The organism is Williamwhitmania sp., from assembly GCA_035529935.1.
Taxonomy (GTDB): domain Bacteria; phylum Bacteroidota; class Bacteroidia; order Bacteroidales; family Williamwhitmaniaceae; genus Williamwhitmania.
On sequence record DATKVT010000031.1, the window covers coordinates 20,009 to 33,933 of the forward strand.

Consider the following 13,925-nt stretch of genomic DNA (forward strand, 5'->3'; position numbering starts at 1 on the left):
GGCCTTTCGAAGTTCCTTCGCATAATTATTGGCCTCTGTCGTAAAAAATGTAAAAAACCTTGGGCCTTATTGGCAAACAATGCCTATTTTCGCTACGATTTTTTTGTGATTAACTATCTTAGGTATAAATTATTAAAGCGGTAATTATTTTCGCTAATGAGAAAATGGCGTATTGAAGATTCGGCCGAACTGTATAACATTACTGGCTGGGGGGTTAATTACTTTTCGATTAACGAAAAGGGCAATGTGATTGTAACTCCAAAGAAGAATGGCGTAGCAGTCGATTTGCATGAGTTGGTTGAAGAGCTACTGATTCGTGACGTATCGGCACCCATGTTAATTCGGTTTCCCGATATTTTGGATAACCGTATCGAAAAGATGTGGAGTTGCTTTAAAATTGCAGCCGAGGAGTATGATTATAAGGGGCAAAACTTTATTATTTACCCCATCAAGGTAAACCAGATGCGTCCTGTGGTTGAGGAAATTGTTAGCCATGGAAAAAAGTTCAACATTGGGTTGGAGGCTGGGTCAAAGCCTGAGCTGCATGCGGTGTTGGCAATCAACACCGATACGGAGTCTCTTATTATTTGCAATGGTTATAAGGACGAGGATTACATTGAGCTTGCGCTGTTAGCCCAGAAAATGGGTAAGCGCATTTATATTGTGGTTGAAAAGCTCAACGAGCTAAAGTTGATTGCAACCATTTCGCGACGCCTTAAAATTAAACCAAACATTGGGATTCGAATTAAGCTTGCCAGTTCAGGTAGCGGCAAGTGGGAAGATTCCGGCGGTGATGTAAGTAAGTTTGGACTTACTTCCAGCGAGCTGCTTGAGGCAGTCGACTTTCTCGAAAAGAATAAATTGAAAGATTGCCTTCGTCTGATTCACTTTCACATTGGAAGCCAAGTAAACAAAATTAGGCGAATTAAGATAGCGCTTAGAGAAGCGTCGCAGTTCTATGTGCAGCTATACAAGTATGGATTCCATATCGATTTTGTAGATATAGGAGGTGGACTTGGTGTAGACTACGATGGAACCCGCTCTTCCAACAGCGAAAGCAGCGTTAACTACTCAATTCAGGAGTATGTAAACGACTCCATCTTCACCTTTGTGGATGCTGCCAATAAGAATAATATTCCACACCCTAATGTTATAACGGAATCGGGTCGTTCACTTACTGCCCACCATTCTGTTTTGATTTTTGAGGTGTTGGAAACCACCTCCACACCTTCATGGGATGATGAAGAGGTGGTTGGGGCCGATGCCCACGAGCTGGTTCGTGATCTTTATTCACTTTGGGAAACGCTCAATCAAACTCGAATGCTGGAAACTTGGCACGATGCTCAGCAAATTAGGGAAGAGGCGCTTGATCGCTTCAGCCTTGGTCTGATTGACCTTAAAACGAGGGCTCAGGTAGAGCGTCTTTTCTGGTCAATTGCCCGGGAAATTAACCAAATGAATGCAGAAACCAAGCATACTCCCGAAGATTTACGTCCATTACCAAAGTTGCTATCGGATAAGTATTTTTGCAATTTCTCGCTATTCCAGTCGCTTCCGGATTCATGGGCCATTGATCAAATTTTCCCCATCATGCCCATTCAACGGCTCGATGAGAAGCCCGACCGCTCGGCTACCCTGCAGGATGTTACCTGCGATTCCGACGGGAAGATTGACAACTTCATTTCCACACGTAATTTCTCCCACGATCTTCCGGTTCACTCCATAAAGTCGAAGGAATCATACTACCTAGGCGTATTTTTGGTAGGTGCTTACCAGGAAATCCTAGGTGATCTGCATAACCTCTTTGGCGATACCAATGCCGTGCACGTATCTGTTGGGCGTGATTCGTACAGCATCGACCAAATTATAGACGGCGAAACGGTTGCAGAGGTGCTCGACTACGTGCAGTATAACTCTAAGAAGTTGGTTCGAACCGTTGAAACTTGGGTTACCACATCCGTAAAAAATGGCATCATTACGGCAGAGGAGGGAAAGGAATTCCTCTCCATGTACCGCTCAGGACTCTATGGCTATACCTATTTGGAGTAGTTTATAGCAAGACAGATATTTTGAAAGGGTTCGGGGGCTTTGGCAAACGAACCCTTTTTTGGTTACCGGTAGACCTGTTTTTTGGGGCTAGAGAGATTTATGTGCTGGTAGTTTTTAACTTACCTTATTTACAATTTTGGGATAAAATGGTTTTTGCCTGTCAAAAAGTTACTTAAAACTATAGATTGGTTATAAATTGTTATCAAACACATTCGATATCTTTCAAATTATCTAAATAATGAGTAAAATTGTGCTTGAAAAAAACACCCTGATTATGAAGGTAACACCGATAAATAACGAAGTCGTTTTCAGGAAAATAAAGGACTCTGGCCTTGCCAGTGTTGGGAAAGCCACCATTCGCGAACTGGTAAGACTTGTAAATGAGATTGAGGCTGCCACTGGCGAACAATTTGTGCGAATGGAGATGGGGGTGCCGGGATTGGAACCCGCCAACATTGGCATTGAAGCAGAGATAAAGGCTCTTAGAAGCGGAGTTGCTTCCAAGTATCCTATGATTGATGGCATTCCTCCTCTAAAAAAGGAGATCGCCCGCTTTGTAAAAAATTTCATCAACATCGACGTTGACGAAAAGTATTGCCTGCCTACTGTTGGCTCAATGCAGGGTGGTATGGCTGCCTTTCTTGTGGCAAACCGTTGCGTAGTGGCGAAGGATAAGACATTGTTTATCGATCCCGGTTTTCCGGTTCAAAAGCAGCAACTTCGGGTGCTGGGTATGGGTTTTGAAACCTTTGATGTATACAACTATAGAGGCGCCAAGCTGAGGGATAAGTTGGAGAGCTATTTGAGTAAGGGTGAAATTGCTACCATTCTATACTCGAACCCCAACAATCCATCTTGGATATGCTTTAGTGAAGAAGAGCTACGCATCATAGGTGAGTTAGCAACCAAGTACGATGTTGTAGTGGTGGAGGACTTGGCCTACTTTGCCATGGACTTCCGCAAAGATTTGTCTAAACCAGGAGTTGCTCCGTATCAGGCATCGGTGGCTAATTACACCAACAACTACATGCTGCTGATATCCAGCTCAAAAGCGTTCAGCTATGCTGGTCAAAGAATTGGTATGTTGGTGGTTTCTACAGCGCTGGCAAATCGTCAATTTCCAGACCTCAAACGATATTTCTCCTCCGATATTTTTGGTTATGCCATGGTTTATGGTGCGGTTTACTCGCTATCGTCTGGAACATGCCATTCGGCTCAGTATGGCCTAGCGGCTATACTAAAGGCAGTAAACGATGGTGAGTTCGACTTTGTGGAAAGCGTGAAGGCTTACGAGGTTAGGGCTAAGCAAATGAAGCAATTATTTCTGAAGAATGGCTTCAAACTGGTGTATGATATGGATGAGGACCAGCCGTTGGCTGACGGCTTTTATTTCACCATCAGCTATCCGGGATTTTCGGGCGATCAGCTGATTGAGGAACTTTTATACTACGGAATAAGTGCTATCTCGCTTACCATTACTGGCAGCGAAAGGACTGAGGGCTTACGGGCATGCGTTTCTCAAGTTAGCGAGAAACAAATTCCAGTTTTAGAGCAACGGCTTGTTCAATTTCATCAGAATCACCCGTAAGGCATAGAATTACAGAACAAAGAGAACCTTTGAGTAAATATATTCTAAAATTTTAACGATAAATCCTTCGAAAATATGGCAAAAGTAAGAGGAGCAATTGTGGTGGACATGGAGAGATGTAAGGGCTGCGGCGTTTGCGTTGTCAACTGTCCCACTAAGGTAATTGGTCTGGCAAAAGAGGTGAACTCCAAGGGGTACAACTTTGCCTACATGGAAAATCCTGAGAGCTGCATCGGTTGTGCTAACTGCGCATTTGTTTGCCCCGATAGCGTTATCACGGTGTACAAGGCCAAGGTTACTGAGGCTTAGCAGAAAATATTAATAACAATTAAAACATTGGTGTAATGGGAGAATTAAGGTTAATGAAGGGGAATGAGGTTATTGCCGAGGCTGCTATCCGCTGCGGATGTGACGGCTATTTCGGTTACCCTATTACCCCTCAGTCCGAAGTTATGGAAACCCTCATGCTACGCCGCCCCTGGGAGGAAACGGGTATGGTCGTTCTTCAGGCAGAGAGTGAGGTATCTTCTATCAATATGCTTTATGGTGGTGCCTCCTGCGGAAAAAAGGTGTTCACCTCCTCATCTAGCCCTGGAGTTAGCCTAATGGCCGAAGGGCTTACCTACCTAGCAGGTGCTGAGTTGCCTTGCTTGATAGTAAACGTTGTTCGTGGAGGTCCAGGATTAGGAACCATACAGCCTGCTCAAAGCGACTATTTTCAGGCAGTAAAGGGTGGCGGTCATGGCGACTACAAGCTCATTGTTTTAGCGCCCGCTTCCGTTCAGGAGATGAACGATTTTGTTGATCTTGCATTTGAACTTGCATTCAAATACCGCAATCCTGCCATGATTCTTTCCGATGGCGTTATTGGCCAGATGATGGAAAAGGTAGAACTAAGCGATTTCAAGCCTCGCTGGACCGAGGAGGAGATTGAGAAACTCAACGGCAGCTGGGCTACTACTGGGAAAAAGGCCAACCGCGAACGCCATGTTGCAACCTCCCTTGAGCTAGATTCTGCTCGCCAGGAGATTTTTAACCATAAGCTGCAGGCCAAGTATCGCGCTATTGAGGAGAACGAAGTTCGATTTGAGAAGATAATGTGCGATGATGCAGAATTCATGCTGGTTGCCTATGGCTCATCGGCCCGAATCTGTCAAAAAGCAGTTGAGATAGCTCGCGAGCAGGGTATAAAGGTAGGCCTGTTGCGCCCAATCACCCTATTCCCGTATCCTACAAAGGCAATTCAAGCAATGCTTGGGCAGCTGAAGGGAATTCTTTCTGTGGAAATGAGCGCTGGTCAAATGGTTGAAGACGTTCGCTTAGCAGCGAACGGAAAGGTTCAGGTTGAGCACTTTGGCCGCTTAGGAGGAATGATTCCTACCCCCAACGAGGTAGTTGATTCTCTCAAAAAACATTTTATCAAAGGAGGAAAGTAACCATGGATGTAAAGGATATTATCAAGGAGGAAAACCTGGTTTTTAGAAAATCGAAGGTTTTGACCGATAATGTGATGCACTACTGTCCTGGCTGTAGCCACGGTGTGGTGCACAACCTTATTGCTGAAGTTATTGAGGAGATGGGGATTCAGGATAATACCATTGGTGTTTCCCCTGTAGGGTGTTCAGTGCTAGCCTATAACTATCTCGATATTGATTGGCAGCAAGCTGCTCACGGTCGTGCGCCGGCCCTAGCAACTGCTACTAAGCGGCTTAATCCAGATAAGTATGTGTTTACCTATCAGGGTGATGGCGACTTGGCCTCCATTGGAACGGCCGAAATTATGCACGCCTGCAACCGCGGAGAAAACATTGTGGTAATTTTCATAAATAACGCCATATATGGTATGACAGGTGGCCAGATGGCTCCTACCACCTTAATTGGCATGAAAACAGCTACTACACCTTATGGTCGTAACGTTGAGCTTAATGGTCATCCTCTTAAAATTACCGAGCTCATAGCTCAACTTCCCGGAACCTGCTTTGTTACGCGTCAGTCGGTTCAAACTCCAGCCGCAGTGCGCAAGGCAAAAAAGGCCATCCACAAGGCTTTTGAAAACTCTGGTAAGAAAAAAGGTACTTCATTTGTGGAGATCGTTTCAACCTGCAGTTCAGGCTGGAAGTTATCTCCTGTAAAGGCGAACGAGTGGATGGTGGAGAATATGTTCCCATTTTATCCGCTGGGTGATATGAAAGATGAGTAGCCTTTGGTGTTAATTCTTTAAACATTGCAGAAGATGAAAGAAGAAATAATTATAGCAGGGTTTGGTGGTCAAGGTGTACTTTCTATGGGTAAGATATTGGCATACTCTGGCGTAATGCAGAACCAAGAAGTTTCCTGGATGCCATCGTATGGTCCAGAGATGCGCGGCGGAACTGCCAACGTTATTGTAATTCTCAGCGATAGCCGCATTAGCTCGCCCATCGTTCAGGAATTTGATACGGCCATTATCCTCAATCAACAGTCGCTTGATAAGTTTGAGAAGCACGTAAAGCCGGGTGGTATGCTCATCTACGATCCCAACGGCATTACTCGCCACCCAGAGCGCAAGGATATCAATGTATACAAGGTTGAGGCAGCCGAAGAGGCGGCTAGAATGCATAGCGCCAAGTCGTTCAACATGATTGTTCTTGGTGCTTACCTTAAGATTAAACCCTTGGTGAAAATGGAAAACATTATAAAGGGGTTAAAGAAATCACTACCTGACCGTCACCATAATCTTATTCCACAAAACGAGGAAGCTATTACCAAGGGCATGGCGATTGTTCAAGAAGTTCATAAGCTATAGCTTGCTGCCACTGTATAAATAACCGTCCCTTTCATAGGGGCGGTTTTTTGCTTTAGAGGGGTTTATAAGTTGGATTTCGCTGCAATGCTAAACAGCACAACTTCAGTTTTCATGTTGAGGGTAGGACAGAATTTTTTATGCGAACTATTCTTCCACAATTTGGGCTACCCAATGTGTGGAAAAAACTCTACAGTATTTTGAGCCAGTGAACGGTTATGTTTTATTATGTTTCATAAATTCAAATACTTATAATATCAGTGTTGGTTATGGCAATTGTGGCATAATATTTTCATTAATGTAGTTGTATTGGTTAATACTTAATGAATTCCCTTAATGGGGTTTCATTGTCAGGTAACTTTTTAGATTAAACCCTTCTAGCTCTTCCCGTAAACTCGGATGCCGCTGAAAAGCGTATCCGGGTTTACTTTTTTGTTATATCTTTAGGCCTTATTGTGTGTTGAAACTTGTGTTTTAGGCCAATACTAACACATTGATTTCGAATAAAGGAGCTAGGGAATGGTGAAAATTTTGATTGTTGACGATGATGTAACCTTCTGCTTAATGCTCAAAACCTTCCTTCAAAAGAGGGGTTATGAAGTTGAGGAGGCATTTTCATTTTCTGAAGGGAGTAAAAAGCTTAATACCTTCGTTCCAGATATTATTCTCTCCGATTTACGATTACCCGACAAGGATGGAATTGCTTTGCTCGAGATGGTAATGCGCGAGAAACCGCAAATACCTGTGGTGCTCATGACTGGCTATGCCGATATCCGAACTGCGGTGCAAGCCATGAAGATGGGAGCCTTTGAATATGTTGCCAAACCCATTAGCCCGGATGAAATTTTGGCTACTATCGTTGCGGCATTAAAGGTCGATTCGGGCAAGGAGAATCGGGCGGTAAGAAAGGTGAAGAAGGAATCAGTATCGCGGTTTGTTGATGGTACCAGCTCGGTTGCACTCAAAACGCTGGAATATATTCATCTGGTAGCTCCAACTGCAATGTCGGTGTTGATTATTGGCGAAAGTGGAACGGGGAAGGAATTCGTTGCCCGTCGAATACATGAGCTCAGCGATAGACGTGATAAACCATTTGTAGCCATCGACTGTGGTGCTTTACCTAAAGATTTGGCTGCCAGCGAATTTTTTGGCCATTTAAAAGGTTCGTTTACCGGTGCTATCAACGATAAGGTGGGGCAGTTTGAGGCAGCCAACGGAGGAACGCTTTTTCTCGACGAGGTTGGTAACTTGAGCTATGAGGTGCAGATGCAGCTTTTAAGAGTACTTCAGGAGCGGAGGATTAGGCGGGTGGGGGCAAACAGTGAAATACCAGTTGATATTCGCATTTTGGCTGCCACCAATGACGATTTACGCATTGAGGTGCAGCAGGGAAACTTTAGGGAAGATTTGTTTCATAGGTTAAATGAATTTTCGGTTGTGGTGCATCCGCTTCGGGACCGTAGGGCCGATTTGCCGGAATTTGTTGATCACTTTTTGGCGACAGCAAACGTTGAACTGAATAGGACGGTTGAAGGACTCTCAGGGGAGGTAATGCACGTTTTTACAACTTATTCTTGGCCTGGCAATCTTCGTGAACTTAAAAATGTGGTGAAGCGTTCGGTGCTGCTTAGCAAGGGGCCGATTGTTGGTATTGAAGCCTTACCGGAAGAGTTGGTCAAGGAGAGCACAAAACACAATAACCATAATGAGGAGGAGCGTTCTCTTCGGGGGGCTGCCGCTAAGGGTGAACATGAACTTATTCTTCAAACCTTGGAAAAGGTAAAATACAACAAGACCAAAGCTGCTCAGCTGCTAAACATCGATAGAAAAACTCTCTACAATAAGATGAAACAGTATGATATTGATTTTTAACTTTCCAATAATTCCGCTTCTATTGCCCGTGTTGTCTCGCTGAGTTGAGCAATCAGTGTGGCTACCTTCTTTTCAACAATTGCCAAATTGCTTTCGGGCTTTTTTCTTAACTCCTCTAGTTCGGTGAGGAGCAAGGCCACTTCTGTGGCTTTTAGCTGACTAAAGTGGGGCAAAATCCTATGGGCCAAGTTGGCAATCTCATTTTGGTCCTCAGCCTTTAATGCCTCTTCGAATCGTTTCGATGTCATTTCAATATTATCCTTGAGAGACGAGAGCACAGCGGTAAAGGCGGCTGAATCATCACCGGTAAACTGTCGTATGCCTGCAAAGGAGAGCCCACCCATTTGTGGCGTTTGATTTTCGGTGGTTATCGACTCAAATGAAAGGTTGAGTAGTGACCCTACTTTTTCAAGCAGCTGGTACTCGTAAAATGGTTTTACAAGCACCTCGCTAAATCCGGCGCCGATGAAGGTACGTTTTTCTGCTTCTGTATTATTTGCGGTTACGCAAAGGGTGGGTATCTGCTTCCATTCGGTGCTAGCCATAACCTGCTGAACTAGCTCCAGACCTCCCATCTCTGGCATGTGTACATCTGAAATCAGAAGATGGTAACTTTCCCCATTCTCCTTGAGTAGATCGAGTGCCTGTCGGCCATTGGATACAGCGTCTACTGCGGCCCCATATTTCTCTAATATCCCTTTTGTAAGGAGCTGGGTGGTGGCATCGTCTTCTGCCAGTAAAATTTGGAAGCCGGTAAGCGCATGAGCTGAGATCTGAGTGTAAGATGATTTTCGTTCTTGAAATTCGTCCGCAGAGGTCTCATAGGGTATCACCACATAGAATTCCGATCCTTTTCCAGGGATGCTGGTAACGCCAATTTTTCCATTCTGCAGTTCAACTAGACGTTTAGAAATTGCAAGTCCAAGGCCTGTCCCTCCATATTTTCTGGTTATTCCAGCTTCCGTTTGTGTAAATTCTTTAAAAATATCGCTCTGCAACTCCATAGGAATGCCGATACCTGTATCTTCAATAAAAAGGCGTAGTTGTAAAGTCTTGCCATCCAACTTTTCGGTTGATGCCTTTAACTTTACGCTACCATTCTCAGTGAACTTAACAGCATTGCCCAGAATGTTTATCGCCAGCTGGCGTAGCCGAAGTGGGTCCCCTTTGAACGTGAGTGTAGGTTTAAATTCAATAGTATGGTAGAGTGTAAGTTTCTTGTCGCGCGCTTTGGGTGCCACAATTTCGATTGCCTCCATGAGCGTTTCATAGGGCGAGAAAGGAGTGCACTCCAGCTTAATCATACCGGCTTCTATTTTGGAAAAGTCGAGGATGTCGTTAATTAGCCCAAGCAGATGTTCCGACGATTTGGTGATAATGGACTGATAGGTTAGCTGTTGATTTGTCAGTTTCGTTTGCCCCAGCTGTTCTGAAAACCCAATTATGGAGGTTATGGGTGTTCGTATTTCGTGGCTCATGGTGGCCATAAACTGCTCCTTTACCTTAAGGTGTTCTTCGGCAAGCGCTCTTGCAGCTTCTAGCTCTTGGCGATAGTATTCGCTGCGTGTAAGATCGCGCATAATGAGCACTGAAAAAATTAGAATGGTAAGCAGCCCGCTGAATCCAAGACCAAGTGAATACAAATAGAGCTTTTGCTGCAGGGCTGCGGTTTGTTGTGATCGCTGGGAGGAAAGGCGTAGCTCTTCCTGTTCAATAAGGTAAAGCAGCTTTCGAATGTCGTTGGCAATTTGCTGATCATTTATCTGAAGCCTCCTTTCCTGAAGCGAAATTTCTTTGTTTATCAATAGCTCCTTTTGTCGGAATCCAATGAGTTGGTTTTTAATGAATGCAATAGTAGTGTCGGGCCTAAAAATAGCCGTTGTGGATGTATCCAATCTGGTTTCGATTTTAGGGAGAGGTGTTGCCGGTTGCTCCTCTTCGTCTTTTTCACCGGTTATTGAATTCCAGAATCGTTTGAGAAACCCTGTCTTTTTCTCTGGCTCAATCTTTATTGGAATCCGCTCAATTGTATGCCGGTCCAGAATAGTTTTAGTTACCCTAATGGAATCGGAAATTCTTTGGGCAAAATTGAGAATGGAGTCCCTGGTTAGTGTGTCGAGAATATATTGCTTTTTTAGGGCAAACATGCTTTCGAAGATTTGTTGCTTTTGGGTAATTAGCAAATCAACTCTTCGGATTCGAGCAAGTTGGTTCTTGTTTTCTGCATTTTCTTCCTTCAGTAATTCTAGGTCATTTTTTAGTTGCTGAAGATTATTTAGATATGCCCTAAGGAAGCGTCCGTCGGCTGAGATAATGAAGGCTCTTCCCAATCGCTCCTCTTCCAGCAGGCGGGAAAGCATGCTATTTACAACGGCGGCTTTTTTTCCGGCAAGTTCAGCAGCTTCTCTGTATGGTTTTGCCTTGTTGGCTTGGAAGAGGAGTAGGTAAATTGCGGCAGCAACCAGCAGCAGCAGAATGAAGAATCCTCCAGCCACCTTTCCAGTAATTTTACGCTTTTCAACGTTTGGCATCGACACTATTAAATAGTGTGCCTAAGATAGCTATTAAATGAGAGAAGCTGCCCTTTTTAGAGCAGCTCCTTCTTTATTCAACCTTGCTAAAGTTAAACTATTTTTCGATGGCGATTACCAAGTATTTTGATTTTTGCCAGAAGGCTTTTGAATCTTTAATAACCAATTCGGTAACCTTGTTTTGTGTTCCAACAATTTCGTAAGAATCTGCAGGATGAGGGGTTACAAGAGTAATTTTCCTTGCTGTTAATGGAATGGAGTTTAGCGTTCTCATGTCCACTGGGGTGAAGCTGTTGTCGCTGGGTGCTGAGGCAAGTTTAATGGACTTACCAAGGCCAAGAAAACCACCTTCTTTAACCACAATCCCTTTGGCTACAAGCTCCTTTTCAGTGCCCATGATGAAGTAAGCCTGATTCATCTCGTTAGTTTTCGTGGCAACAACTCCCGCCAACTTAGCGTTTTCTTGCTTTACGGTGGTGAGTGTATCGTTGAGCGACTGGATAGAGAAGTTCAGCTTAGTAAGGTTATCCTTCAGCTGAGAGATGGTAGAATCCTTTTCTACAAGAAGTAGATTGGTCTTTTCTATCATTTTCTGCAGCTCTTCAATCTTGATGTTCGACTCTTTCAGCTGCTTCCTTAACCAGGAAATGGATCTCTTGTTCTTATTCATCAGGTCGTTAATAACCTTGATGTCGTCGTTGATACGAGCACGTGAATCTTTGCTGAGTTCTCCACCCTTTGCTGTTTCTTTTGAAATGGTGGATTCTTTCATTTTAATCTCGCCTAAACTTGACTCAATTTGATTTAGCGACTCAAAAAACTGGTTGATAACCGAGTCTTTAGAGGCGGCATCTTTAGCCATTTGGGCCTTTTCGGTTTGTAGTTGCGCAATTTGTGCTTTTTCTTTCTGGTTGCAGGCAGTAAGCGCTGCGGCTATTGCAATTCCTAGCAGTAATTTCTTCATGGTTTAATGTGTGTTTAAATTGTGTAACTATTATTGCAATCTGTGAGCCATAAATATACGACATTTTAAAGCTCAGATATAGAGCAAATTAGTTTTTTTTGATAAACAACTGTTGGGAATAAAAATCTACACCTTGGGGAATAGCAGTGTGGATTATGGCGAGTTATTAATCCTTTAAGTATTATGGATTGATAAGGTCAGTATTTCTATAGGCCAGAATCTCGTTAAGCATTTCAATGGCACTGATAGCTGAAGTGTTCTCCGGGTTTATTTCTAATGCTTTGGTGTAACAGTTAATAGCATGTCCAAAGTTAGTTTCTCTCCGAGCAATATTGCCAAGGATATAGTATGCTTCATCGCTATCTGGGTGTTTGGCCAAAATGTCGTTAAGAAGTTGTTTTGCTTCTTCTATTTTATAGTTATCGGCCAAGTTTCTTGCTTTGTCTATGTTCTGTTTGAGGTTCATTTGTGATACAGATTATTTTGAATGATGAACTCGAATACTCCATTTGGGAGAAACATTCGAATATCATGATGGTTTGCCAACCATTCACGAATTTGAGTGGAGGAGATATCAAGCCGGGGCGCGCTAACCTTCGTGTAGTTGATCGAAGAAGTTATTGTTGCATTATCGTTAGAGGTGAACCGTGGATATACCATTAGTCTTGCAAGTTCCGCAATGCCTGTGAAATTCCTCCAGAGGTGAAACGATTGTAGGCTATCCTCACCCATAATTAGGGTGAAATTCAGGTTGGGATGCTTGTGGTGCAGATGCTCAAGGGTTTGGTAGGTGTAGGAAGGGGTAGGCAACTGGAGCTCGTCGAGGCAAATTTTAAGCTTTGGATGCCTTTTCTCGACTGCAATTTGAAGCATGTGGACACGGGCTTCTGGGCTAGCGAGTTCTTCCTTATCTTTCAATGGATTGTGAGGGCTGGGAATTAACCAAATCTCCTCAAGGTCCGTAAATTCGGCGCAGTAATTTGCAATTGCCAGATGCCCGATGTGAACTGGGTTAAATGAGCCGAAGAATAGGCCGACCTTTTTCATACTCCGTCCAGAAAAGATTTAACCAAGGTTGCCGCTTTTGCAATAGCCTCCTGCAAATTGTCGTTGACTAATATGTTGTCGAACTTGGGCGCAAAGCTAATTTCAGTTTCTGCTTTTGCAATTCTTGTTGCAAGTGTTTCAGCACTTTCGGTGGAGCGACATTCCAGACGTTTTTTCAGCTCATCAACTGATGGTGGCATTACAAAGATGGCCAGAGCGGCATCACCAAAGAGCGATTTTAGCTTGAGCCCGCCCATTACATCAACGTCAAAAATTACGTGATGTCCGCTGTTCCATATGGCTTCAATTTCCGAGCGAAGGGTTCCATAGTAGCTGCCAGGATAAACTTCTTCCCACTCCACAAAATCGCCAGCTTCTATTTTACTACGAAAAAGGTCTGGCGTCAAGAAATAGTAGTCTACTCCTTCGGCTTCACCGTTTCGCTTGGGGCGGCTACAGGCCGATATCGAGAATTTCAAGGAGCCAAACTGCTCCAGCATCTTTCTTACAATGGTAGTTTTACCTGCTCCCGAGGGAGCCGAAACGATTACCAGTTTACCACCCATTGCTACAGCACGTTGAGAACTTGTTCCTTAATTTTTTCTAGCTCATCCTTCATCTCCACCACAAATTTTTGAATAGCGGCATGGTTTGCCTTCGAGCCAAGGGTGTTAATTTCGCGTCCCATCTCCTGTGCAATAAAGCCCAACTTTCGTCCTACATTTTCTTCCTCGTTTATGGTAGAAGTAAAGTATTTTAAGTGGTTGCGAAGCCTAACTTTTTCCTCATTCACATCGAGTTTTTCAAGGTAGAAAATTACTTCCTGCTGGAAGCGGTCGGGATCGGGCTGGTTGCTGAGTTCGGCGAAGGCATCGGAAAGCCGAGTTTTTACTGCTTCAACGCGCTCTTTTTCATATGGTTCAATGGAGTCTAGGCGCTGTGCAATGGCAGCAATACGGTGTTCAAAATCCAGTTGGAGCGCTTTGCCCTCCTGATCCCTGAATTGGTTGAACTGGCCTATTGCTTCGGTGACGGCCTTCGATACCATGGCCCATTCGTCAGCATTAAGTTCAATCCTTTCTGCTTTGAGAA

At 44.0% G+C, this 13,925-nt stretch carries 13 protein-coding genes; 7 read left to right on the forward strand and 6 right to left on the reverse strand.

From position 1 onward, the window contains the following. Positions 1-156: 156 nt before the first annotated feature. From speA to VMW01_02140, 7 genes are all read left to right on the forward strand, one after another. Positions 157-2,049 (forward strand): biosynthetic arginine decarboxylase, encoded by a 1,893-nt coding sequence (gene speA / locus VMW01_02110; protein ID HUW05031.1) that lies wholly within the window; start codon positions 157-159, stop codon positions 2,047-2,049. 238 nt (positions 2,050-2,287) lie between these two features. Continuing rightward, on the forward strand, positions 2,288-3,637 hold the full coding sequence (locus tag VMW01_02115; protein HUW05032.1) for a pyridoxal phosphate-dependent aminotransferase: 1,350 nt from the start codon (positions 2,288-2,290) through the stop codon (positions 3,635-3,637). A gap of 75 nt (positions 3,638-3,712) precedes the next feature. Then, a complete protein-coding gene (locus VMW01_02120) occupies positions 3,713-3,946 on the forward strand; it encodes a 4Fe-4S binding protein (GenBank protein HUW05033.1) in 234 nt (77 codons plus the stop codon). A gap of 35 nt (positions 3,947-3,981) precedes the next feature. Then, entirely contained in the window at positions 3,982-5,073 is a 1,092-nt protein-coding gene (locus VMW01_02125; protein HUW05034.1) for a 3-methyl-2-oxobutanoate dehydrogenase subunit VorB, read from the forward strand. A gap of 2 nt (positions 5,074-5,075) precedes the next feature. Continuing rightward, complete coding sequence (locus tag VMW01_02130; GenBank protein ID HUW05035.1) at positions 5,076-5,837, forward strand: thiamine pyrophosphate-dependent enzyme; 762 nt, start codon at positions 5,076-5,078, stop codon at positions 5,835-5,837. A 33-nt stretch (positions 5,838-5,870) separates the two neighbouring features. After that, the gene (locus VMW01_02135) at positions 5,871-6,422 is read left to right on the forward strand and encodes a 2-oxoacid:acceptor oxidoreductase family protein (protein HUW05036.1); all 552 of its coding nucleotides are present in this window, start codon (positions 5,871-5,873) and stop codon (positions 6,420-6,422) included. 516 nt (positions 6,423-6,938) lie between these two features. Next, positions 6,939-8,291, forward strand: a complete 1,353-nt coding sequence (locus VMW01_02140) for a sigma-54 dependent transcriptional regulator (GenBank protein HUW05037.1) — start codon at positions 6,939-6,941, stop codon at positions 8,289-8,291. On the opposite strand, the gene VMW01_02145 is transcribed toward VMW01_02140, so the two are convergent. The 6 genes from VMW01_02145 to VMW01_02170 all read right to left on the reverse strand — a co-directional run. Next, complete coding sequence (locus VMW01_02145; GenBank protein ID HUW05038.1) at positions 8,288-10,822, reverse strand: ATP-binding protein; 2,535 nt, start codon at positions 10,820-10,822, stop codon at positions 8,288-8,290. The two genes, VMW01_02140 and VMW01_02145, sit on opposite strands and share 4 nt — an antisense overlap. A gap of 97 nt (positions 10,823-10,919) precedes the next feature. Next, entirely contained in the window at positions 10,920-11,786 is an 867-nt protein-coding gene (locus VMW01_02150) for a hypothetical protein (protein HUW05039.1), read from the reverse strand. A gap of 181 nt (positions 11,787-11,967) precedes the next feature. Continuing rightward, entirely contained in the window at positions 11,968-12,252 is a 285-nt protein-coding gene (locus VMW01_02155; protein HUW05040.1) for a tetratricopeptide repeat protein, read from the reverse strand. Further along, the gene (gene nadD / locus VMW01_02160) at positions 12,249-12,833 is read right to left on the reverse strand and encodes a nicotinate (nicotinamide) nucleotide adenylyltransferase (GenBank protein ID HUW05041.1); all 585 of its coding nucleotides are present in this window, start codon (positions 12,831-12,833) and stop codon (positions 12,249-12,251) included. The genes VMW01_02155 and nadD overlap by 4 nt, the downstream gene beginning before the upstream one ends. Continuing rightward, entirely contained in the window at positions 12,830-13,399 is a 570-nt protein-coding gene (gmk, locus tag VMW01_02165; GenBank protein HUW05042.1) for a guanylate kinase, read from the reverse strand. Before gmk ends, nadD begins: the two co-directional genes overlap by 4 nt. Before the next feature lie 2 nt (positions 13,400-13,401). Further along, positions 13,402-13,925: DUF1732 domain-containing protein (locus VMW01_02170; protein HUW05043.1), on the reverse strand; the 524-nt coding region annotated here is incomplete at its 5' end.